Consider the following 24075-nt stretch of genomic DNA (forward strand, 5'->3'; position numbering starts at 1 on the left):
GACGATCCTCAACCCTCGATCTGCGGGGACTGGTTGGCCGGACGGCCATTGCCGGAAAGCGCTTTCAGCACCTCGATCCTTTCACCGAACATGGCGAGCGATCCGTCCTTCAGCACCATGATCTTGTCGACACATTGCAAAAGTGCGGGGCGCTGGGTGATGGTGACGGTGGTGATGCCCTGTTTCTTGGCGTGCAGCAGCGCCTTGGCCAGCGCCTGTTCTCCTTGTGTATCGAGGTTGGAGTTGGGTTCGTCCAGCACCACGAATTTGGGATCACCAAAGAATGCGCGGGCAAGCGCGATGCGCTGTTTCTGGCCGCCGGACAGCGGCGCACCATCGGCGGCGACCACGGTTTCATAACCCTGCGGGAAACCGGCGATCAGCTCATGTACATCGGCGAGCACCGCCGCCTCGTAAATCTGCCGATCGTCGATGTCGTCGCGCATGCGGCAGATATTGGCCTTGATGGTACCGGGGAAAAGCTGCACGTCCTGCGGCAGATAACCGATGCTTTCACCGAATTGCCGCTGGTCCCAGTTGCGCAGGTCCATGAGATCGAGGCGCACATTGCCCGAGGTGGGCAGGATGGAGCCGACCAGCATCTTGCCGAGCGTCGTCTTACCGGAGCCGGAATTGCCGATGATGGCGAGCGATTCCCCCTTTTTCAGCGAAAAGGAAATGCCGTTCAAAATCACCTTCTTTTGCGGCGGCGGTACGAAGAGAATACGCTCCACATCGAGACGCCCCTCCGGATTGGGCAGGCGCAGGCGCGGGAAATTCAGCGGAGAGCTGATGAGAAGCTGCTTGATGCGGCCATAGGAGGCCGCGGATTTGTTGAACTGGTGCCACCCTTCAATCGCGCCTTCGATGGGCGCCAACGCACGGCCGGAAATGATGGAGGCCGCGATCACCATGCCGCCGGTCAGTTCGCCGGAAAGCGAGAGATGCGCACCCCAGCCCAGAAGCGCCACCTGGGTGATCATGCGGGCGGCCTTGGAGACGCCGGAGAACATGATGTTGCGATCCTGCGCCGCCACATGCGACTTCAGCGATCCGGCCGTTTCACGGCCCCACATCTTCACCGCCTCGGGTATCATGGCGAGCGCATTGATGATCTGCGAATTACGCGACATGGAATCGAGGTGGAAATTGGCCCGGCTCAGATAACCGGAGGCTTCGGAAAACTGCCTTGCGGTGAAACGTTGGTTCAGCCAGGCGATGATGAACAGCACGGCGCAGCAGACCATGATGATGATGCCGAGATGCGGATGGACGAGATAGACCACCACGATGAAGAGCGGCATCAGCGGTGCATCGAGAAATGCAATGAGCGTTCCCGACGTCAGGAAGGAGCGCAGCTGCTGCAGGTCCTGCAGGATCTGGTAGTCCTTGCCGTTGCCATGCAGGGATGCGCGGGCGGCGGCCGAAAGGATCGGCGCGCCAAGCTGCACCTCAAGCTCGACAGCGGTGCGCATCAGGATAAAGCGACGGATGGCGTCCATGAAAGCCTGCAGCAGAACCGCGCCAAGCACGGCCACCGTCAGCATGACAAGCGTATCCATCGAGCGGCTGGTCAGCACCCGGTCGGAAATCTGGAACAGATAAAGCGGGATGGCGAGCAGCAGAATATTGATGGCGATGGTGAACAGCATCACCACCACCATGTTGCGGCGAACGGCAGCGATGCCCTTGGCAAGACTTGCGGCGAAATTGATCGGCTCGCTGCGCTTGTGGAAGCCGCTCTGGCTTCCGCCGCCGCCACCTCCGCCTCCTCCGCCGCCATTGTCCGTCGGCTCCTTGCCGCCACCACCCGTCACTGGCCGGCGTTCGTTTTCGCGGATCGGACCGTCATTATTGTCGATGGTTTTGACGAAAGGCAGGTCTGTATTGTCAATCTTGGCCTGCGGTTGCGCCGGGGGGGCTGGCTGCCGGTCCGGCTGTGGTGCCGGTCTCACCGGGGGAACGTCCCGCAATTGTTCGGGATGTCCTGTTTTCGCAAGCGGTTCGGGTGGAGTTTGCGGGGGTGTTGGCTGGGTGGGGGATGCAATGGTTTTTGCCGCCTGTTCCGCACCGGATAATTGGCGCAGATTTTCGACGGCTTCGTTGATGGCTGAAATACAGGCGTCCGTCAGTTTGCTGTCTTCCGCTTCCTGATCCAGCGGCAAGTCCAGCGAGCGTCCGTCGGCAATCGTTTTCCTTGAGATATGATCCATTTTATATCGGTCCCCGGTGATCTTGCGGTGTTTGCGGGTTCGGCTATTGCGGTGCGTGTTTGCCGCCCCGCTCGCCGGACGTTACGCAACGACCGTCTGCATGACGTCGGATGGGTGGGCATTGGACCATGAGAGGTCGTGGCCGCCATTGATGACGCCGTCGGATTCGTTCTGGATGGTGGCGGGATCGTCGTGAAGAAAGGCGATGACCTCGTTTGCCAGCTGGCCGTGCTGCGTCGGCTGCGACGTGTCGTTTTCGATGATGCCGCCCTGTATCAGGATGGCATCGGAATAAACGCCGCCCGCGACATAGGTGGTCGAGCCGAAGCTGTCGTAATCGACGATCTGTGCGATATTGACGACGGCGTTGCTGCCGGTATCGATATGGACCGTGGCATTGTCGTTGTTTTCGAGGACTTTGGCGGCGGCCTGGGTCACGTCGTCGGAATCGCCGAGCACGCTCACCTGTTTGATGATGCTGACATCATAAAGGTTGCCGGTGATGTAAAGGACGTTCAGCCCCTGATAGCCGGCGAAGTTGGCGTCGTGGGCGAGCGCATCCGGCATGTTGGGATCGCGTTCGTTGATCGCGTTCACCGTCTGGTGCATATAGTCCGGCATGGTCTCGAAACGGTCATTGCTGCCGACATTGTGAATGCTGGCATCGTTCCAGAGCAGGTTATTGCCGGATTGAATGGTGGCGCCACCAGGCGCATCGGGATTGGCGCGAGCCCAGTCATTGTCGTAAAGCACGGCAATCTGGCTGATGAGGTTCATGTCCAGCACATTGCCGCCGACGATGATCAGATCATACTGCATGCCGATGCCGAGGAAATTGGCGATGTTGAGCGCGGCATTGCCGCCCGTCAAAAGGCTGACACTCGCACCCGAGGTGGTGACGGTCATCGTGTCATTGTCGCTGATGAACTGGTATTGTTCGATCCAGTGGACGAAGGACACATCCCCTTCCAGCACGCTGACGCGCCAGGCGGTGGGGAATATCGGCGGCTCGCCGCTCTCATGGCTGTCAGCTGCGGCATTTTCAGCGCCCGGATAGACACTGCGCTGAAAGCTGGCGATGTTGTAAGCGGCCGTTGCCGCCTGATCCTCCGAGTGCGTGAAGACGGAAGAAATCTCGTCCCGGTCGCTGTAGATATAGGCTTGGGTGATGGCGTCGATCTGGTGATAATCGCCCATGACGGCGGTGACAGAGGTCATGACGCCGGTATTGACCAGCGTGGCGATGTTGGCGACGACATTGGCGCCTGCTGCGATGTCGAGGCTGTTGCCGGCCGGGCTATCCTCATGCAGGGAAACGTCGCTTTTTTCCGGTGCCTCGGCGGGTTTGGCAATGCCGCGGTCCGGCATGAAGTCATCGAGCGTCGGCTTGTCGTAGGCCACCGCGCCATTGATATAAAGACCGTTGATATCATTGCCGGCCAGAACGAAATCCTGGTCCGCACCGGTGCCAAGCGAGGTAACGTCATTGTCGCGGGCGTGTTCGATATAGTCGTGCGCGGATTTGGCGAGCGCCTGCAAGGCGTCGTAGCTGTCGGTGCGCTGGAAGGTGGAAAAGGGCGTGAAGACGGCGGCTTCGTTGTAAAACTCGACGGTGCGCGCGGTCACGAAGGTCGTGTCGCGCGCCACATTCGGGCCGTCCGTCATGTTCAGATAGTCATCGTCCTGGAGAATATTGACCTGCGTAAGATGGCCGGCTACCGAGCCGGGACCGGTATGAACCACCAGTTCGCGCTCATCAAAGGAAAGGCGGCCGGGAAAACGGAAATGCGCGCCGGAAATATCGACCGGGATGGCATTTGCAAGCTGCTGCATGTCGTATTCGACAGCGCGGGCGAAATGCGGTCGCATGTAGTCGAAATCGTAATAGCCGGAGCGATATTTGACGCCGGGATCGTAATCCTCGAGCGGGACGTCGTAGTTTTTGTCGAGCAGCCTTGCTGCCTCATCCTCCGGTAACCGGTCAGGATCGGAATGCGCAGGGCCTTCGCTATAGTTGCTTCTCAGACGCGCTTCCTCGACCACCGTGTCGAACATGCCGATGAAATGCGCGATCATGTCGGAAATCTTGTCGATATGCATTGGAGGTCCCTCCCTGATCATCGCGGCAGAGCCTGAGGCTGCGCACGGCACCCGTCTCAGAGGCGGCGCTTCGTTTGCGCAGACTGGTCCTTCAACCGCGAACTGCACCGGCGGGTGCCGGTGCAGCTCTTTTCGTCAAGAGGTGGGTATCAGGAGTGATCCTCACCGACATCAGACACATGCGAGTTACCGCCTGTGATCGTGACGTCAACGGCATTGGAGAGCATGTTGGCGCCCTGCACCAGTTCCAGATGGAAGCCGGAATTTGCAAGGATTGCCGATGCATCCGCAGTGCTGGTGCCTGCTGCGTCGTCGCCGGCCTTGAGGTCCCATCCCTTGCCGTCCATGCCTTCCGCGCCATAGGCGTCGCCGGCATTGGCGCTCAGGTGGTTTTCCGCACCGCCATTCTGCATCTTGATGTCGTAGGCCTGATCCTGGTCTGCCAGGTGGTTGGCCTGCACCATGCTGAAGCCGGTGTCATTGCCGTCGCCGTTAAGCGAGCTGTTGAGGATGTTGTCGACATCGAGCGTGAAGGAGAAGTCGTCACCCAGGTTGAAGGTGAGGTCCCCGCCGGCGATGCCGAGATTGCCGACATCCTTGACGCCGGTGATGTTACCGAAGTCGTCATCCGACTTGTAGTAGCTGTCCGCGGAGTTGAAGCTGTCGGAGGTCGTCGTGGTCTTGGTGGAGGTGTCGTTGTCGGAATAGTTGGACGTTTTGGTGTCCGTATCCGTGATCGTCTTCACATTGGTATCATTGTCGCTGTACGACTTGCTTTCGTAGCTCCAGTCGTAATCGACCTTGATATCGGTGTTGGTTTCGGTGCTGGTCTTGGTGGTCGTGTCGTTATCGCTATAGGACTTGCTGTCATAGCTCCAGTCATAGTCGTTGTCGCGATTGTCGCCGTTATTGGCGGAAACATCGACCTTGGCGTCAACATCCACATTGGTGCTGTTGTCGCTGTTGTCGTTGTTGCGGTTTTCACCGTTTGCGGTGCCGACATTGCTGTCTTCCACCTTGGCGTCATTGGTCGAGGTGTTGGCGAAACCGTCGGCAAGCGCGCCGATCTTGGTGATGTCGTCGCCGGCCGGCTGTGGATTGTAACCCATTTCGATTTCCTCCGAAAAAGCTCGGAGCAGCTTTCGAAATCCCTCTCATCTCAAACGGGATTTTTTCGCGCTTGCTCCGTGTTGTACAAAGATTGATGTTTGCAGATGCACTCGGTACGTCTCATCTGCGGTTCGGCATCGGCCCGTGACCGGGCTCTTTTCGTTCAGCCCTTGTGCGCTACTCGATAAAAAGGCGCACAAATCCGTTCCTCGCTCCAAAGGGGAGCGCGGTGGCTTTCGTCTTTTCGTTTGCATGTTTTCTTGAAAAGGAACCGGCTTTAGCAAACACACGTCAAAGGCCGGGCTTGTCTTTCAATCAGCCGCCGTTCAGCGACGGTCAGACTGTGCCGCAGAAAAATCGCGCTTCCTAGATATCAATTCGGGTTAGCCATATCGGCACCTTTACCCCCGAATATATATGTGAGAGGGCGAATGCAGGCGCGCTTCCACCTCTGCCGCCGTAAAAAAACAGTAGCTTCGGCTACAGGAAGCGGCTTTTCGAAAAACATGGTTTATTTCGGAGAGAAGGGGCTTTTATCCCGAAACGGAACATCCGTGAGGCTCGTTCGGCAGGTAGGTATGCAAAGAGATCTCAACTAAAAGTTATATTTTCTCGGATTGCAAAACCGGAACGGACGCTTTTCCAACGCTTTTGTTCCTCGGGCGATTTCAAAGTGAATGATTCTTTATCACCGTAATCAATTTTGTATGCCTAATGTAAAAAATAACCCGTATGGGCCATTTATTTACACAGCTTTTCGTATTAGCCTCCTTAATTAACGGGTAATTAATGATAGTTGACATGGCTTCAGGGTCCAAATGTCCCTTGGGTTTTCAAGGGTAGCCTGACGAACGACATATCGCACAACCAAAAGAATGTAATGCGTAAGCGCTTTAGGGAGGCGTCAATGTTCATGGGAACTTCAGATTATGCGGCAAAACAAAAAAACGCCGTTTCACCTATAAATGGAACTTTATTGATCATAGCGGATCCGGACCTGTTTTCCGAGTGCCTCGTGGAGGCGCTGGGCAAAAAGTTCCCCACATTCGCGGTGGTGAGCGTTACTTCGTCGGCGACTATCAATGACGACTACGGCGCCAATGTCCGGCTGGTGCTGCCATATCGCATGTCGGGCGAGCGGCTCCACAATGTTCTTGCGGCAATCCGCGAGAAGCACCCGGATGCGCCGATCGCACTGGTGGTCGAAACCATCGACAGGTTTGAGGAACCGCTGAAGCAGCTGGTGGGAATGCGCGTCATCGATGGCGTGTTGCCGCTCAATCTGCGGCTTGACGTGTTCATGGCGGCGGTCGACCTTTTGATGAAGGGCGGAGAACATTTTCCCGCGGCTCTTCTCGGTAAGCTCACACCCTATTCCCAGGCCGTCAGCGGCAAGAGCGTTCAGAACAACGCCGTGATCGCCAACCGCGCCGACGCCCTTGCAGTAAACAGGGGCGAAATGGCGGCGCTGACGACGCGTGAGGTGCAAATCCTCGACCTGCTTTGCAAGGGTACGCAAAACAAGATCATCGCTGACAGGCTGCATCTGTCCGAGAACACAGTGAAGGTTCACGTTCGCAACATCTATAAGAAGATGAACGTGCGCAACCGAACGGAGGCGGCGTCGCGCTTCTTCAACAAGGGCGACGACGCTACCTTCTCCGGCTGGAAGAACTGAGGGTCAGGCAGGCCGAGGCCGCCCGGGCGCCAGTTTCCACCGATGTTCCTGCCTGAGACTTATGGTCTCAGGAAGCAGCGGGACTTCTGGCCAAATCCGCTCGGCGAGCAAATATAGGGAGAAGAACCGGAATAGGAATGTCGCGATATCGAAGGTGTCTCGGACGACGCGTCGGCAACAAGCGTCACAGCTGCATTGCCTGTCTTGTCGTAGCCGTAGGAGGCCTTGGTTGGAGCAACCCGCGTCTTCATTGTCGTCGCATCCGCTGATGCGGTCTTGATGAAAGCAGCGTCTTCGACCACGGCGCATGAGGCCGTCGCGAAAGTGAGTGCTGCAAGGGCTGCGGCAACGAGCGCAAAATGATTGCGTCTGGCTGCTTTGCCACTCTTGGAATAAGGCATTTCATTCATCGTGTATGTCCCCTGAAATCGACTGTCTGTCGCATCTTGCCGGGCGGTTTTGTCCCGGTGGACCGAGCCTTACAAAACCAGGATAGTCCCGACTGGTTGAGCGAAGCTTGCGCTAATGCTCAATAAGAAAGGCATAATGGAGGCGTAGTTAAAAAGTATTAAATCGAGGGCTATTTTTAGTAATTCAGGGTAATCAATTGTAATATTTCGATAAAATGAAGTTGACCTGTTTTTCGCCGCGCCTATCATAAAAGTTGAAAACTATCGAATCGAAATATTAAAACCTCCAGAAGAAATAAAAACCGGAGGATGATATTCAAGATACCGCACAATCGGGAGTTTGATCCAGTTCAAGGTGAATCAGCCGGGCTGATTCCTCATGGGGAGGAGTGTGTAATGCGTAATTTCGTTCCCAACGAGCATGATAATGGCGTCACAATCTACTCGGAATGGCGTCCTGGCCAGCGCGTTCTCGTCAATGGCGGCGCTGGTTTCCTTGGTTCCCATCTTTGCGAACGTCTGCTGGCCTGCGGCCACGAAGTGGTCTGTCTCGACGATCTCTCGACCGGACGGACGGCGAATGTGGAGCATTTACGGGACAATAAGCGGTTTTTGCTGGTCGAGCACGACGTGCGCAAACCCTATGACATCGACGTCTCGCTGATCTTCAACTTCGCTTCGCCGGCCTCGCCGCCGGATTACCAGCGCGATCCCGTCGGCACTTTGCTCACCAATGTGCTTGGCGCCGTCAATGTGCTGGAGGTCGCGCGCCGATGCGGTGCAACCGTAGTGCAGTCCTCGACGTCGGAAGTCTATGGCGATCCGCTCGTCAATCCGCAGCCTGAGAGCTATTTTGGCAATGTAAATACAATCGGGCCGCGAGCTTGTTACGATGAGGGAAAAAGAAGCGCCGAAACGCTGTTTTTCGATTATCACCGATTTTATGGCGTCGATATCAAGGTGGGGCGAATCTTCAACACCTATGGGCCGCGCATGCGACCCGATGATGGACGCGTGGTTTCCAACTTCATCGTCCAGGCGCTGAAGGGAACCGACATCACCATTTATGGCGATGGCAGCCAGACGCGCTCCTTCTGCTATGTTGATGACCTGATCGATGGTTTCCTGCGTTTTTCGGCCAAGCCGAAGGATTGCACGGGACCGATCAATCTCGGCAATCCGAGCGAAATTCCGGTGCGGCAGCTGGCCGATATCGTCATTCGGATGACGGGTTCCCGCTCGCGCATCGTGCATCTGCCGGCGGCGATCGACGATCCGCAGCAGCGCCGCCCGGATATTTCGCGGGCCAACGAGCAACTGAGATGGCAACCGCGTGTTCCGCTCGAAATCGGACTGGAAAAAACCATCGTCTATTTCGATGCGTTGCTGTCCGGCAGGAAAGTGGCGGAGGCCGTATGAGATGGCCCGCGCAATCCTCGTCACGGGCGGGGCCGGATTCATAGGCAGCCACATCTGCAAGGCGCTGGCAAAATCCGGCTTCAAGCCCATCGCATACGACAATCTCTCGACCGGCCATGCGGACGCGGTTCGCTGGGGGCCCTTCATCGAGGGCGACATTCTTGATCGTGGCCTGCTGAAGGCCACGCTCAAGGAATTCTCACCGGAATTCGTCATCCATTGCGCCGCCAATGCCTATGTCGGCGAATCCGTCGAAGATCCGCGCAAATATTACCGTAACAATGTCGGCGGTAGCCTTTCGCTGCTGGATGCCTGTCTCGATCAGAATATTGGCGGGCTGGTGTTTTCCTCCAGCTGCGCCACCTATGGCGTACCGCCGCAATTGCCGATCCGAGAGGAAACCGCGCAGATGCCGGTCAATCCCTATGGGCGCACCAAGCTGATTTTCGAAATGGCGCTTGATGATTACGCCGCGGCCTATGGCCTGCGTTTCGTGGCGCTGCGGTATTTCAACGCGGCCGGTGCCGACCCGGATGGCGAGCTTTGCGAACGCCACGAGCCGGAAACCCACCTCATCCCCAGGGCGCTGATGGCGGCTGCGGCGCGGTTGCCGCGGCTCGATGTCTTCGGTGCTGATTACGATACGACGGACGGCACCTGCATTCGCGACTACATTCATGTCAGCGATCTCGCCGATGCCCATGTGGCCGCCGTCAATTATCTGGCCGATGGCGGTGAGACGCTGCGCGTCAATCTCGGTTCCGGTCACGGCACCTCGGTTGGCGATATCATCCGGGCGATCCACCGCGTCACGGGGCAGGAAGTGCCGGTGCATTTCGGCGCAAGGCGCGAAGGCGATCCGCCGGCACTGTTCGCTGATATTGAAAGGGCGAGGCAGACGCTCGGCTTTGCGCCGAAACATTCCGATATCGATACGATCATTCGCACGGCCGGTCCCGGTTTCGGACTGGAGGTGCGGTCATGACGGTGCGCTCCACCCCTTCTGTTCAACCGGCACGTACCGCCGCAGGCGCATTGCGGATGCTCCCGGTCTTCACCGGCTGGAACCGCATGGCCTATCGTCTGGGCATTGGTGGCTGGCTGGTGACGCTTGCCTATTTCTGGGTGTGGTGGCTCGACCGTGACCGGGTGATAGACTGGCCCTATTATACCGTCGTTACGCTGACGCTGGCGTGGATCACGCTGCTGCCGTCCTATTTCATCTTCATTTTTTTGAACGCCAGGGTCGTCGACCGGCGCTCCCCTTTGCCCAGGGGCCGGGTGGCGATGGTCGTCACCAAGGCCCCATCGGAGCCTTTCGCCGTGGTGCGCAAGACGCTGCTGGCCATGCTGGAACAGAAGGGGCTGGAATTTGACGTCTGGCTCGCGGATGAAGATCCGGACGCGCAGACGCTGGCCTGGTGTGGTGCGCATGGCGTTTTCGTCTCGACACGAAAGGGTGTCGCTGATTATCACCGCAAGACATGGCCGCGCCGCACCCGCTGCAAGGAAGGCAATCTCGCCTATTTCTACGATCACTACGGTTATGACCGTTATGATTTCGTCGCTCAATTCGACGCTGATCACGTGCCGGAAGCGGATTATCTGAGCGAGATCATTCGTCCCTTTGCCGATCCGTCGGTTGGATATGTCTCCGCCCCGAGCATCTGTGATGCCAATGCCGAAGAAAGCTGGGCCGCGCGTGGCAGGCTTTATGCGGAGGCAAGCCTGCACGGCGCGCTGCAGCTCGGTTACAACAATAGCTGGGCGCCGCTCTGCATCGGCTCGCATTATGCCGTGCGCACCAAGGCGCTGCGTGAGGTAGGCGGTCTCGGACCCGAGCTTGCCGAGGACCATTCCACTACGCTTCTGATGAATGCCGGTGGCTGGCGCGGCGTTCATGCCGTCAACGCCATCGCCCATGGCGACGGGCCGTCGACCTTTGCCGATCTCATCGTGCAGGAATTCCAGTGGTCGCGCAGCCTGATGACCATCCTGCTGCAATATTCACGGCATTATGTGCCGAAGCTGCCTTTGCGGCTGAAGTTCCAGTTCCTGTTTTCGCAGCTCTGGTATCCGCTGTTTTCCGGCTTCATGGCGCTGATGTTCGTGCTTCCCGCTGTCGCCCTGATGCGGGGGCATGTGCTGGTCAACGCGTCCTATCCGGCGTTCCTGGGGCATTTCCTGCCCATTTCGCTGATCATGATCGTGTTTGCCTTCTTCTGGCGGGCAACAGGCGCTTTCCGCCCGCATGATGCGAAGCTTTTCAGCTGGGAAGGCATGGTGTTCCTGTTCCTGCGCTGGCCCTGGTCGCTGATGGGCGTTCTGGCGGCGATACGCGACACGATCCGTGGTGATTTCGTCGATTTCCGCATTACACCGAAAGGCACGCAGGCCAAACCGCCGCTGCCGCTGCGGGTGATCTTGCCCTACATGGTGCTGGCGGCGGTGAGCCTTCTCGCCATGGTGCTGGCGCCACGCGATAGCGGAGCGGAAGGCTTCTTCATTTTCGGGGCGATCAATGTGGCGATCTATGCGGGACTTTCCGTGTTTCTGCTCATTCGCCACGCAATGGAAAACGGCCTGCCGCGATTGCCGGCCATGCGCGGCGGCGCGACCGCTGCCGCCTGTTCACTGTTGCTCGTCGCCGGCAGCGCTGCGGAACTGAGTTCCCATGCGATTGGCGGCCTCGAAGCCCTGTCGCATGGACAGCCCTACGTCACCTTCACCGAAACGCGCTTTACGGTTGCCGGTGCGGGTGTGGAGGGTGCGAGATCGGTGCGCGTGAAGCTGCGCATCACCCTGCCGGGCTTGCCCGGTTATCGGGAAATGCAGGCGGAACCGGCCGTCGCACCGTCGCCGACAGTGGCAACCGGAGAAATTATGCTGGCCGACAATAGGGTCGGACAATAGAAGGAGGAGGCTGTGATGAGAACAACAATAAGCAACTGCGGATTCTCCGCTTTCGTACTCTGCCTTGCGGTGATCGCGCCCAGTGCCGTCCACGCCGCAGGCGGCACGAAGACGCCGAAACCGCTCAGAACCAGCGAAGTCGTGGAAATGTACTTCGACAAGACCTGGAAATGGGATACGGGCGGCGGACGCTTCATTGCCGATGGCCGCAAATTCATCGCCCTGACGGAAGAAAAAGGCAAAAAATCCGTCGGTGAGGGTATCTGGACCGTCGATGCCAATGGCACGCTGTGCATGCGCGCCACCTGGAAAGCCGATAATGGAAGCGGCAAGGCCGATACCTGCTTCGACCATGGCCGCATCGGCAAGGTGCTCTACCAGCGCAAGCAGGGCGGCCAGTGGTACGTGTTCCGGCACAACCCGCCAAGGCCCGGCGATGAATTCCTGAAACTTGTCCGCAAGGACGACGTCACCCCGCAAATCGCCGCCTATGGCAAGGCGATGACGGCGACGCGGTAGGGAGGAAAGTGTCATGCAGATAACAAGAAGAAAACTTCTCTTCGCAAGCGGGGCTGCCGTGGCTTTTTCAGCCAGCATGTACCCCATGTTCAAACTGGATGCGCAGGGTGTTGCACCCATGGGCGCCACGGGCATGAAAACGCTTGCCGACAAACGTCCGACATTGCATGCGGATGGTATCCGTTTCGGCGCTTACGATCCGCACGGTGATTTCACCGGACAGGCCGGGGTGGCGACGGAACATCTGTTCCTTCCCTGGGAAGACGTGGATCTCGACAGTCTCGCGCTCGCGGACGCCTATGCCCTGGAGCGCAAGCGCAATGTGCTGATCACCGTCGAACCCTGGTCATGGGACGTCAACTGGCGGCTCACCTCCGATGAATTGCGCCGCAAGGTGCTGGGAGGCGACTACGACAAGAACATGCAGGCGATAGCCGCACGCATGTCGGCGATGAAAAGCCCGCTGATCCTGCGCTGGGGACAGGAAATGGAAGACACGTCCGGCCGCTTCTCGTGGTCCGGCTGGAACCCGCGGGACTATATCACGGCCTATAAACGCATGGTGGACATGACCCGCAGGGCGGTTCCCGGCGTCAAGGTGATGTGGTCGCCCAAGGGGCTTGATGGCCTTAAGGCTTATTATCCCGGCGATAACTATGCCGATCTCGTCGGCCTTTCGGTCTTCGGTCTCGAAGATTACGACAAGATCGAATATGGCGGACCGAAGACCTTCTCCGATCTGCTGCGCAAGGGATACGGACTTGTTGAAACCTTCAACCGGCCGGTCTGGGTCGCCGAACTTGGTTATGAAGGCGGCGATTCCTATGTCCGTCCCTGGATGAACGACGTGACGCTGAAACAGGCGGATTTTCCGAAGCTGGAAGAGGTCGTCTATTTCAACGACAAGGATGTGCACCCCTGGCCGCACAATCTCGGCAAGCCCGACTGGCGCGTGGTGCGTCCGGCCAAGGCTTGATTGAGGCCGGAGCGGGCCGAGCGGACGCCCGGCCCGCTCGCCCGCCCGGACATTATCCGCTGACCGCCAGCACGGCCTCAGCCTCATAGATGGCGCAGACGATGTGATAAAAGGTGCTGGCCGGTGCCGGCTCGTCGAGCATCGGCCTGTCGGCCGGCCATTTGTCGAACCAGAGACCCTTCACCGGCGTGTCAAGGAATGGCTGCAGCGCACCGATGGCCCGCACGCCGGAGGCAAGGTAACGCTGCCGTTCCTCGCCTGAGGTGACGCTGGCAAGGCGCACCGCCGCTTTCAGCCATTCCGTCTGCGGCCACAGCCGCGCCAACCCGTCATGCACCGAAAAATCGTCGTAGAGGCTCATCACCGCCACCTTGCGGCGCGGGCAGATGCCATGCTCTTCGCCGATCGCAAACAGCCGTTTTGCCTTGTCGATCGCCTCGCCATTCCGGCGCAGGCTACCCCAGCGCACCAGAAGCCATGCCCATTCGAACTGGTGGCCCGGCTCCATGATCCGGCCCTTGTCGCTCTTATGCGGCGTCCAGTCATGCTCGAAAAATTCGCGCAAGCCACCATTGCCGCCATCGATGAAGCGGGTCAGCGCCAGATCGGCGATCTCGTCAGCCAAAGCCGTCCACGGACCATCCGGATCCTGCACCTCCCAGGCCAGCATCGCCTCGAACAAATGCATATGCGGATTGGAACAGAGCGGCGTGCGCGGCGGGTTTTCCTCCTCGAAACCGGCGACGGGATGTTTGTAGTCGCGCTTGAGGATGGCAAGAATATCCAGCGCCCGGCCGCGCATCTCGTCCTTGCGTTCGGGAAGGCTTGCGGCGGTCTGGGCGGCGGCGAAAAGCGCAAAGGCCTGATTGTAGAGATCGAAGGACGGATCGATCAGTCTGCCGGTCTGGTCGGCGAGGTTGCCGTAAAGACCGTTGTCGAGACGATAGACTTTTTCGAACCAGCCGAGGCCATGCAGGAGCGCGTCTTTCCATGGCCCCTGCCAGCCGTGCTGGCCGGCGGCGGCGAAACAATAGGCCTGACGCGGCTGAACCCGGGCACGGCGGTCATCGGAAAAAACCGGCTTGGCATCCTGGCCGAGACGTTCGTAAAAGCCGCCGTCGGGGCGGGCCGAACCCGCCTCCCACCACAAGGGCAGTGCATCCTCATCCAGCCATTTCCGTAATGTCCCGATTTCTTCGGCAAGCGCCTGAGCGGCACTCGGAAATTGCACTGTCATACGTCAACTCTCTGTTTTTACAGTTGAATTAAAAAATAGGTCAATAAAAATACGTGAATATGGAAGCAAGTAGACCATGGGACATATTGCGCTGCAACCGTAAAATCATCGACCTCACGCTGAGCCAACCCACATCAAGGCGATTGGTTCCACAGTCCTGTGTGGCAAATAGTGCGTCAACGGTGATTCGGAATCCATAAAGTGTCAGAAATTACAATGAAAATTTGAGATTGCTTATTCGTAGTCCTCACGTATTTCGTAGCAATGGTCTCGTCATTAGTGATTCGGCCTCTTTCTGATCTGCGTGGCGTTGGGGAAATAGAGGGGCACAAGGCAGTGAGATTTTCTGCCTATACTTCATTGCTGTTCTCCATTGTGGTTCTTTCGGGCTGCAATACTCCCGCGGGCGTTCGCTCGTTCGGGGGCGCACAGATGTTGTCTCCGTCCGAAGCGCTGGTTTTCCCGCCACCTGGTGGACCGGAAATCGTCACCGTGGTCAACCAAACCTATTCCAATGCGGTGGCGCAACAGATCATATTGCGATCCGAGGCTGCCACGCCCGGGCAGAACTACATCAAGGCGGAGTTTTTCGGCCCGCAGCAGGCCGGCGATACCGATCGCGACGCTCTTGGTTTCAGCGGTTTCCGGGCGGCCTCCGTCGCGCGGGAAATCCGTTCCGAGTTTCCGGGTCAAAACATCGCCATGTCGGCAAATTACCTGCAGAATGGTTATGGCGCGTTTTCCTATGCCGCCGGCAGCGGCCGTGGCGAAGATACCTGCCTTTATGGCTGGCAGGATATACGCTCGCCGGAAAGCATGCGGCAGGATTTCCGCAATCTCGGCCGCATCAAGGTGCGTCTGCGCCTTTGTCAGTCGGGCGCAAGCGTCGAGCGGCTGCTGGCGGTCATGTATAATTACACGATCACCGGCACCTACGCCTCGCCAAGCTGGAACCCTTACGGCACGCCGCAGGCGGTGGATAAAAATCTCGGACGGCCGGGCGATCCGGTCTATCCCATGAAAACGGATGATGTGCCGATGCGGCCCGGCGGCGAAGTGACTGCCAGCGTGCCGCCCCGGCCCGTTCGCCGCACGGCTGCCGTTGCACCGCCGGTGCAGCCGGAACCACAGCCGCTGCCGCCCGTTGCTGCTGTCAGTATTCCGTCACCCGCATCGGCTGGCGCGCCCGTTCAACCTGCACGACCAGCAGCAATGAGCCAGCGCGCTGAGAGCGGAACGGCAAGGAGCGGCGAGCAGCCATCGCAGGTTCCGCAGGTGTCCATTCCCTCGCCAGCATGCCTGGCTGGTTCGGGGGCGGCCCAGGGATGCAGATGATCACCGGGAATAAAGCGGAAATTCCGGGCCGAAATTCCGGATGGCGACGAGAACGGAAAGTTTCTGGATGAACAAGGCCATCACAGTCATTGTCTGGTTGCTTGTGTCGCTTTGCGTTCTGGCCATCATCACGATGCCGGTCAGTCTGCAGACGCATCTGGTCGCGACCGCGATCTCGCTTGTTCTTCTGGCGACCATCAAAGGGTTCAACGGGCAGGGGGCCTGGCGTCTGGTGGCGCTGGGTTTCGGCACGGCCATCGTTCTGCGTTACGTCTACTGGCGCACCACCAGCACGCTGCCACCCGTCAACCAGCTCGAGAACTTCATCCCGGGCTTTCTGCTCTATCTCGCGGAAATGTACAGCGTTTTGATGCTGGGCCTCAGCCTGGTCATCGTCTCCATGCCGCTGCCGTCGCGCAAAACGCGGCCCGGCTCGCCGGATTATCGGCCGACGGTCGATGTCTTCGTGCCGAGCTACAATGAGGATGCGGAGCTTCTGGCCAATACGCTGGCGGCGGCCAAGAACATGGATTATCCGGCCGACCGGTTCACCGTCTGGCTGCTGGACGATGGCGGCTCGGTGCAGAAGCGCAATGCCAGCAACATCGTCGAGGCGCAGGCGGCGCAGCGTCGTCACGAGGAGCTGAAGAAGCTCTGTGAGGACCTCGACGTGCGTTATCTGACGCGCGAGCGCAATGTCCACGCCAAAGCCGGAAATCTCAACAACGGTCTTGCCCATTCGACCGGCGAACTGGTGACGGTGTTTGATGCCGACCATGCGCCCGCCCGCGATTTCCTTCTGGAGACGGTTGGTTATTTCGAGGAAGACCCCAGGCTCTTCCTCGTGCAGACACCGCATTTCTTCGTCAATCCCGATCCCATCGAGCGCAACCTGCGCACCTTCGAAACGATGCCGAGCGAAAACGAGATGTTTTACGGCATCATCCAGCGCGGTCTCGACAAGTGGAATGGCGCATTTTTCTGCGGTTCCGCCGCCGTGCTGCGGCGCGAGGCACTGCAGGATACCGAAGGCTTCAGCGGTGTCAGCATCACCGAGGATTGCGAAACGGCGCTGGCGCTGCATTCGCGCGGTTGGAACAGTATCTATGTCGACAAGCCGCTGATCGCTGGACTGCAGCCGGCCACGTTTGCAAGCTTTATCGGCCAGCGCAGCCGCTGGGCGCAGGGCATGATGCAGATCCTGATCTTTCGCCAGCCTTTGTTCAAGCGTGGCCTCTCCTTCACACAGCGTCTTTGTTACATGTCGTCGACGCTGTTCTGGCTGTTTCCGTTCCCGCGCACGATCTTCCTGTTCGCGCCGTTGTTCTACCTGTTCTTCGACCTTCAGATTTTCGTGGCTTCGGGTGGCGAATTCCTCGCCTATACGGCGGCCTACATGCTCGTGAACCTGATGATGCAAAACTATCTCTATGGCAGCTTCCGCTGGCCGTGGATTTCGGAACTTTATGAATATGTGCAGACGGTCCACCTTCTGCCTGCGGTTGTGTCCGTGATCTTCAATCCCGGCAAACCGACCTTCAAGGTGACAGCCAAGGACGAATCCATCGCCGAGGCGCGGCTATCGGAAATCAGCCGCCCGTTCTTCGTGATTTTCGCGCTTCTGGTGGTGGCGATGGCCTTTGCCATCTGGCGCATCTACAGCGAGCCCTACAAGGCCGATGTGACGCTCGTTGTCGGCGGCTGGAACCTGCTCAACCTCATCTTCGCGGGCTGTGCGCTCGGTGTCGTTTCCGAACGCGGTGACAAGTCGGCATCGCGACGCATCACCGTCAAGCGGCGCTGCGAGGTCAAGCTCGAAGGCAGCGACGTATGGGTGCCGGCCTCCATCGACAACGTGTCTGTGCATGGGCTGCTGATCAATCTGTTCGACAGTGCCACGACCGTCGAAAAGGACACGACGGCGATCGTGAAGGTCAAGCCACACAGCGAAGGCGTGCCGGAAACCATGCCCGTCAAGGTGGTCCGGACGGTTCGCGGCGAAGGACTGGTGTCCATCGGCTGCACCTTCTCACCGCAGCGTGCCGTCGATCACCGCCTGATCGCCGACCTGATCTTTGCCAATTCCGAACAGTGGAGCGAGTTCCAGCGCGTGCGCCGCAGGAACCCCGGCCTCATTCGCGGTACGGCGATCTTTCTGGCCATATCGCTGTTTCAGACGCAGCGCGGCCTTTTTTATCTGGCAAAGGCGCTCCGGCCCGCCGCCAAAAGCGTCAAACCTGCCGGAGCTGTAAAATGACCGGCGGTAAAACGATCAGGGGTTCTCTGACAGCATTGATGTGGGGTGCCGTCGCAACCGGTGCCATGGCACAGTCCTCACCCTTTGATATGTCGCCCGAAAGGCCGGCGCAGACTGCCCCCGCACCAGTGCCGCCGCCCGCCATTCCACCAGCGCCCCGCCAGCCGCCGCCGGTCCAGCCTCCGGCCATACCACCGGCGCAGCCGCCCTTCGTGGTTCAACCGGCACCCGTGTCGCAACCGCAGCACCCTCCCGTCGTTCCGCCGGCATCAGCTCCGCCCGTTACCGTTCCTCCGCGTCAGGAGGGAGCAGGATCAGCCACGGTGCAGACCCCCTTATCCGCTGCTGATAGCCGCCGCCGATATATATTGCCCTATGAGAAGCTCAGCCTTTCCGGCGAGATGGACCGGCGGCAATGGGGCATCTATCTGACGCCCGAGCAGGCCAATGCCGCCGTTTCACTTAATATCGGTTATCAGAACGCCATCGTGGTCGCGCCTGAAAGCTCGAACTTCCAGGTCAGCCTGAACAATGTTCCACTGGATGTGGCGCGCATTGAAGCGCCTGACGGCGAGGGCAATGTCTCCCTGAAAATCCCGCCCGGCGTGCTGCAGGTCGGCTCAAACGTCGTGACGCTCGGTGTGCAGCAGCGACACAGGACCGATTGCACGATCCAGTCCACCTACGATCTGTGGACCGACGTCAACCCGGCCAACACCTATATCGGCTTTAATGCCGATGTTGCCGGCGCTTTCGCTAATATAGACGACATTCAGGCGACTGGACCTGATGGTAAAGCCACGACCTCGATCGAGATCGTCGCGCCGTCGCTCGGTAATCCGGCATTTGCGGATTCACTCCTGCGCCTTTCGCAGGCGCTGGCGCTTCGAACCCTGATGCCGAACCAGTCGATCCGCTTCGTGACAGCCCCTTCCACCGAGCGCAAGCCCGGAACGCTGACGGTTCTGGTGGGCACCGCCCGTGAGATTGCGGGTATCTCCGGCGCGTTACCGTCCGAAGCGTCGGCAGGCGCCTTCGCCGGATTTGGCAGTGCTGCGCCGGGCGGTTTCTCGCCGCTTTTCGTCAGCGGTCCCACTCCGCAGGCGGTGCAGGCGGCGATAGAGACACTGTTTTCTTCGATCTCGCGCGCCCCCGGCGCCCAGAGAACGGCTTTTTCGACCCGCAGCTGGCATGCGCCGGATGTTCCGCTCATCACCTCGGACCGCCGTATCGCGCTTTCCGAACTCGGCCTTGAGAGCAGCGAATTCGGCGGACGCCGTTTCCGCAACGAGTTTTATATCGGCATGCCAGCCGATTTTTATGCGTCAGCCTATGGCGAGGCATCGCTGCTGCTCGACGCCGCTTATTCCTCGCAGGTCTTGCCCGGCAGCCATATCGACATCTACGTTAATAACGAGATCGCTTCGACCGTGCCGATCTCCAACAATGGCGGCGGCATTTTCCGGCATCTGCCCATCAAAGTCACGATGCGCCACCTGAAGCCGGGACCGAACAAGATTACGATCGAGGCGGTGTTGATGACGGCGCAGGATCAGGCCTGCGCGCCGGGTGCGCCGGCCAGCACGACCCCGCGTTTTGCCCTGTTCGACACCACCGAAATCCATATTCCGGATTATGCCCGCATCGGTCGCAAGCCGGATCTCGCGGCGATGGCCGGCACTGGTCAGCCTTACAGGGCTGCTGGAGGCCCGGTCGCGCTTTCCCTCGACCGGTTCGATACTGACACCATGTCTGCGGCGGCAACTCTCGTCAGCCGGCTTGCGAGTGTTGCGGGACATCCGATCGACGTCGAGACCGTTGCCTCGCCTTTGGTCATCGGCGATCGGGACGCGCTGTTTGTCGGAACGATTTCGCAGTTCCCGCAAGCGTTGATCAGCCAGTTCAATCTCGTTCCCTCCAGCCAGATATCCTGGAAAGTGGGAACCGGCGTCCAGCCCTCCGCGCAAAACAGCGAAACCCTGTTCAACGACTGGCGGGAGAGGGTCGATGGCGGCGTCTGGGAGGGGCAGGTCTCGTCCTTTGAGGACTGGATGAAGCGGAATTTCGATCTGAGTTCGGATACGCTGCGTTTCCTGCCGGCTGCCGAGCAACCCTATGCCCCGCCTGCCAGCGCCTCCTTCATGCTGGCGCAGGGGCTCAGCCCTTCCGGGGAAGGCGTCTGGACGCTAGCCACCGCGCCGACGTCGGCAGAGCTTCTCGACGGCATGTCGGCGATGACGCGCGAGAACCGCTGGGGCGACGTCACCGGACGGGTCGCCGCTTACGACGTGGCTGCGGAAAAGGTTGAGACAGTCGAGGTGGAACGGCCGTATTTCTATATTACCGGGGCGTTTTCGCTCTGGAACTGGAGATTGATCGCTGCCAACTGGCTGTCCTCCAATGTGCTTTCCTATTCGCTGGCATTCATTGGCTTCGTGTCGCTTCTGGGCTTCGCCACGTTCGTGATGCTGCGCCTGATGGGACGACATCGATGATGGGCCGGATTTCGAAACTTGCCCGCATTATCTGCCTGTCCGTGATGGCGTTGGCGGCCGGCATCTCCGCCGGCCGCGCTGCATCGGTGTCGCCGGAGGCGTGGTCCGCGTATAAAAATGCCTTCCTTGATCCCGGCGGGCGCATCATCGATACCGGCAACGGCAATATCAGCCACAGCGAAGGGCAGGGTTACGGCATGTGGCTCGCCGTGCTCTCCGACAACCTTGCCGATTTCGAACTGATCTGGAGCTTCACCCGCACCGAACTGCTGGTGCGCGACGATGGGCTTTCCGCCTGGAAATGGGATCCGCGCACCCGGCCGCACGTCACTGACATCAACAACGCGACCGATGGCGATATCCTGATCGCCTATGCGCTGGCGCTCGCCGCCGGCCAGTGGAACCGGCAGGACTATGCCGAGGCATCCGCAGCCATCGCATCCGCCATCCTCAAGAAGATCGTGGTGCAGCGCGGCGGGCGAACGCTGCTTTTGCCGGCTGCCAGCGGTTTTGGTGAGGATGACCGAGGCGATGGCCCGGTGGTCAACCCCTCCTATCTCATTTTCGAGGCGTTTCCGGTCCTTGATCTGGTTGCGCCATCACCGCTGTGGAAAGCGCTCGCCGATGACGGCGTGGCGCAGGTCGGCGCTTTCGCCTTCAGCGACAGAAAGCTGCCGGCCGACTGGGTATCGGTGAAGACTAAGCCGCAGCCGGCGGCGGGTTTTCCTCCGGAATTCGGTTATAATGCGGTGCGCATACCGCTTTACCTCTCAAGGGCAAAAATGGGAGCGCCGGAACTGCTTGCGCGGCTGAAGGACGGCATGACGGTGGAAAGCGGTGCCGCAGGGACTTTCGACCTGAAGAGCGGAGCGGTCAAGGATGTGCTGTCGGACGCCGGTTATCGGGTCATTCCGGCGCTGGCAGCCTGCGTTGCCGGTGGCCCGGCCATTCCCGCCGAACTTAAAAGCTTCCAGCCAACACTTTATTATCCTTCCACATTGCATCTTCTGGCATTGTCGTTTCTGGCAAGAAATAACGGGGAATGCCGATGAACAAGCCACTGTCGACCTCGGCTCTCATCCTGCTTCTGATTGCGCTTGCCGCCTTCCACTGGCGCGACAGCATTCTTGGACGAGTGTCTGATGTGCACACCTCGGCGGTGGGCGACAACCGCGCGGTGCCGCGCATGTCTCCGGCAGCGGCCAATCCGGCGCAAATCAACGCTTTCGTCAAAAACCGAGAGATGGCGCAGCTGACACAGCCTGCCACGCCACCCGTGACCGTGCCGGCGACCGATCCGCCGCCGATGACACAGACCGGTGGGCAGACACCGCAGACACTGACGGCGCAGGCACCCGCATCCCGCTCGGCCCAGCCGGCCTCGGCCGATATGCCTGAAGTCGATCTCAGCGCATTGCGTTATTTCGCAGCCAGGGGCGATACCCAGCGCCTTCAGGCCGAAATTGCCCGGCTGCGCACGCTTTATCCAAACTGGACGCCACCGGCCGATCCTCTCGCCATTCCAGAAAATGGCGATCCGAAACTCGATGCCATGTGGCAGCTTTATACCGATGGCCGCTACGCCGAAGTGAGAAAGGCGATCGCCGACCGCCAGCAGGCGGAACCCGGCTGGCAGCCACCAGACAATCTGACGGGCATGCTTTCCCTTGCCGAGGCCCGCCAGCGGCTCGTCAATGCGTCTGATCTCAAGCAATATGCGACGGTGGTTGATGCGGCGGCAAACAATCCCGGCCTGCTGACCTGCAGCGAAGTCGATGTTTTATGGCGGGTGGCCGATGCATTTGCCAATACCGACCGCATGGGGCGGGCGCGGGACGCCTATCTCTACATTCTCAACAATTGCACGATGCCAAGCGACAGGCTCGCCACGGTGCAGAAGGCATCCGCGCTTTTGCCAGCGGAGATGATGAGCGAGCTGCTGGCCAAGGAAAAGCCCGGCGCCGACGGCCAGCTGGAATTCGAACCGGTCAAGAACGATCTCGCTCGCCAGTTCGTGGCAAAGGCGGGGGAGAAGGAAGGCATTTCCGTTCCTTCCGCTTACCTGATGCGGCTTGAAAGACTTGCCGAGACCGACAAGCTGGCCAGCGACGCCCTGCTGCTCGGCTGGTACAATATTCGCCAGAAGAACATGACAGAGGCGGAAAAATGGTTCCGCAAGGCGCGAGAGGAAGAAGACAGCGCTTCTGCCTCGCAAGGGTTGGCGCTGGCTTTGATCGACCGCAACGAGCCGCGTGAGGCCGAGGACGTCATGTATAAATGGCGCACCTCCTCCGATGACGCGCTCGCCACCTATCTTGCTGCAACGGCCAATCTTCTGGCGCTTGAACCGCCTGTCGTGCTGCCGGCGGATGTGCTGCAACGCATCGCCGCCGAAACGGTGGCGCGCAAGGATGCTGCGACGGCACAGCAATTCGGCTGGTATTCGCTCGCCTTCCGGCAGACGCCGCTTGCCTTGCAATGGTTCAGTACGGCGCTAGGCTGGAAACCGGATGACGAACCTTCGGCTTATGGTGTGGCGCTCAGCTATCATGACCTGCGCAATCTTGCCGGTCTGCGCGGCATCCAGCAGCAATGGGCAAGCCGCTCGCAGCGCATCGCCGATGTGGGAACCGCACGCATGGTGGACCAGTCCGGCCAGCCGATGGCGCCGGTAACCGCACCGCCTGTTGCCGCAGCCTCTCCGATGACAGCACCCGCGCCCTATGCGCCGCAGGCGGAGACGGGGGTGGTCTACAGCCAGGCAGCCGTTCAGCAATCGGCTTCGGAGCCTTCGCGCAAGCAGGCACGCCGCCCGGCGCAGGCGCAGCGGGAAGCCAGCGCCGCATCGCGCTCCCGTTCCTGCGCAGCCTATCCTGATCCGCAGCGACTGCCGCCGCAGCAGGCACTCGATCTTGGTTGGTGCCTGATGGAGACCAACCGGCCGGCGGAGGCCCTGAAAGCTTTCGAATCCGCCATTGAAGGTGGCCAGTCGACGGTCAAAAGCGATGCAGCCTATGGCCAGAGTCTTGCCTATCTGCGCATGGGGCTGACGGACCATGCGGCCGTTTCGGCGACGAAATCCCAGATGGAGCGTCCACGGGCGACGGAATTGCAGGTCTCGATCCTGGCGGACAGGGCGGTTTCAGCCTTCCAGTCGAAACGTTATGCGGAAACGCTTCTCCTGCTCGATCAACGGGCGCGGCTTGCCGATGAACGAACCGATTTGATGGTGCTGCGCGGATATTCCTACCTTGCCATGCGCCGCTATGCCGATGCTGCGCAGATTTTCGAAAGCCTGACGTCAATCGGCGATAAGGAAGGCATCAGGGGACTGGCCGCGGTCCGCGCGGCCAGACCAAGCAATGGGCCGCAGGGCGGCGGCTGACGGCGGCGGCGGCCAAGAGTGGCCGCTG

At 59.6% G+C, this 24075-nt stretch carries 16 protein-coding genes; 11 read left to right on the forward strand and 5 right to left on the reverse strand.

Going from position 1 to position 24075, the window contains the following annotated elements:
• Positions 1 to 8: 8 nt before the first annotated feature.
• The 3 genes from AKG12_RS12340 to AKG12_RS12350 all read right to left on the reverse strand — a co-directional run bounded on the left by AKG12_RS12340 (position 9) and on the right by AKG12_RS12350 (position 5422).
• Entirely contained in the window at positions 9 to 2213 is a 2205-nt protein-coding gene (locus AKG12_RS12340) for a type I secretion system permease/ATPase (RefSeq protein WP_052819010.1), read from the reverse strand.
• 81 nt (positions 2214 to 2294) lie between these two features.
• The gene (locus AKG12_RS12345; protein WP_052819011.1) at positions 2295 to 4313 is read right to left on the reverse strand and encodes a hypothetical protein; all 2019 of its coding nucleotides are present in this window, start codon (positions 4311 to 4313) and stop codon (positions 2295 to 2297) included.
• A 149-nt stretch (positions 4314 to 4462) separates the two neighbouring features.
• Positions 4463 to 5422 (reverse strand): hypothetical protein, encoded by a 960-nt coding sequence (locus AKG12_RS12350; protein WP_046801337.1) that lies wholly within the window; start codon positions 5420 to 5422, stop codon positions 4463 to 4465.
• Between the two features lie 908 nt (positions 5423 to 6330).
• Between AKG12_RS12350 and AKG12_RS12355 the strand changes: the two genes are divergently transcribed.
• Positions 6331 to 7101: a helix-turn-helix transcriptional regulator gene (locus AKG12_RS12355; protein WP_046801336.1), complete on the forward strand. Its 771-nt coding sequence runs from the start codon at positions 6331 to 6333 to the stop codon at positions 7099 to 7101.
• A 59-nt stretch (positions 7102 to 7160) separates the two neighbouring features.
• On the opposite strand, the gene AKG12_RS12360 is transcribed toward AKG12_RS12355, so the two are convergent.
• On the reverse strand, positions 7161 to 7511 hold the full coding sequence (locus AKG12_RS12360; protein ID WP_046801335.1) for a hypothetical protein: 351 nt from the start codon (positions 7509 to 7511) through the stop codon (positions 7161 to 7163).
• Positions 7512 to 7907: 396 nt separating this feature from the next.
• Here AKG12_RS12360 and AKG12_RS12365 point away from each other — a divergent pair, with 396 nt between their 5' ends.
• From AKG12_RS12365 to AKG12_RS12385, 5 genes are read left to right on the forward strand one after another with little or no spacing between them, the layout of a single operon-like run.
• Complete coding sequence (locus AKG12_RS12365; protein ID WP_052819012.1) at positions 7908 to 8930, forward strand: UDP-glucuronic acid decarboxylase family protein; 1023 nt, start codon at positions 7908 to 7910, stop codon at positions 8928 to 8930.
• A gap of 1 nt (position 8931) precedes the next feature.
• Positions 8932 to 9915: a UDP-glucose 4-epimerase GalE gene (gene galE / locus AKG12_RS12370; RefSeq protein ID WP_052819013.1), complete on the forward strand. Its 984-nt coding sequence runs from the start codon at positions 8932 to 8934 to the stop codon at positions 9913 to 9915.
• Positions 9912 to 11843, forward strand: coding sequence for a glycosyltransferase family 2 protein (locus tag AKG12_RS12375; RefSeq protein ID WP_052819014.1), 1932 nt, complete (start codon positions 9912 to 9914; stop codon positions 11841 to 11843). Before galE ends, AKG12_RS12375 begins: the two co-directional genes overlap by 4 nt.
• 15 nt (positions 11844 to 11858) lie before the next feature.
• Positions 11859 to 12362, forward strand: a complete 504-nt coding sequence (locus tag AKG12_RS12380; protein ID WP_046801331.1) for a DUF995 domain-containing protein — start codon at positions 11859 to 11861, stop codon at positions 12360 to 12362.
• Between the two features lie 13 nt (positions 12363 to 12375).
• The gene (locus tag AKG12_RS12385; protein WP_052819015.1) at positions 12376 to 13338 is read left to right on the forward strand and encodes a glycoside hydrolase family 26 protein; all 963 of its coding nucleotides are present in this window, start codon (positions 12376 to 12378) and stop codon (positions 13336 to 13338) included.
• A gap of 52 nt (positions 13339 to 13390) precedes the next feature.
• Here AKG12_RS12385 and AKG12_RS12390 read toward each other — a convergent pair whose 3' ends face one another.
• A complete protein-coding gene (locus tag AKG12_RS12390) occupies positions 13391 to 14575 on the reverse strand; it encodes an AGE family epimerase/isomerase (RefSeq protein ID WP_052819016.1) in 1185 nt (394 codons plus the stop codon).
• A gap of 432 nt (positions 14576 to 15007) precedes the next feature.
• Between AKG12_RS12390 and bcsN the strand changes: the two genes are divergently transcribed.
• From bcsN to AKG12_RS12415, 5 genes are all read left to right on the forward strand, one after another.
• Positions 15008 to 15910 (forward strand): cellulose biosynthesis protein BcsN, encoded by a 903-nt coding sequence (gene bcsN, locus AKG12_RS12395; protein WP_052819081.1) that lies wholly within the window; start codon positions 15008 to 15010, stop codon positions 15908 to 15910.
• A 67-nt stretch (positions 15911 to 15977) separates the two neighbouring features.
• Entirely contained in the window at positions 15978 to 18167 is a 2190-nt protein-coding gene (bcsA, locus tag AKG12_RS12400; RefSeq protein WP_052819017.1) for a UDP-forming cellulose synthase catalytic subunit, read from the forward strand.
• On the forward strand, positions 18164 to 20662 hold the full coding sequence (locus AKG12_RS12405; RefSeq protein ID WP_052819018.1) for a cellulose biosynthesis cyclic di-GMP-binding regulatory protein BcsB: 2499 nt from the start codon (positions 18164 to 18166) through the stop codon (positions 20660 to 20662). Before bcsA ends, AKG12_RS12405 begins: the two co-directional genes overlap by 4 nt.
• The gene (locus tag AKG12_RS12410) at positions 20659 to 21714 is read left to right on the forward strand and encodes a family 8 glycosyl hydrolase (RefSeq protein ID WP_052819019.1); all 1056 of its coding nucleotides are present in this window, start codon (positions 20659 to 20661) and stop codon (positions 21712 to 21714) included. The genes AKG12_RS12405 and AKG12_RS12410 overlap by 4 nt, the downstream gene beginning before the upstream one ends.
• Positions 21705 to 24047, forward strand: coding sequence for a tetratricopeptide repeat protein (locus AKG12_RS12415; RefSeq protein ID WP_052819020.1), 2343 nt, complete (start codon positions 21705 to 21707; stop codon positions 24045 to 24047). Before AKG12_RS12410 ends, AKG12_RS12415 begins: the two co-directional genes overlap by 10 nt.
• The last annotated feature ends 28 nt before the right edge of the window (positions 24048 to 24075 follow it).

Source organism: Agrobacterium sp. SUL3, assembly GCF_001263295.1.
GTDB lineage: Bacteria > Pseudomonadota > Alphaproteobacteria > Rhizobiales > Rhizobiaceae > Agrobacterium > Agrobacterium tomkonis.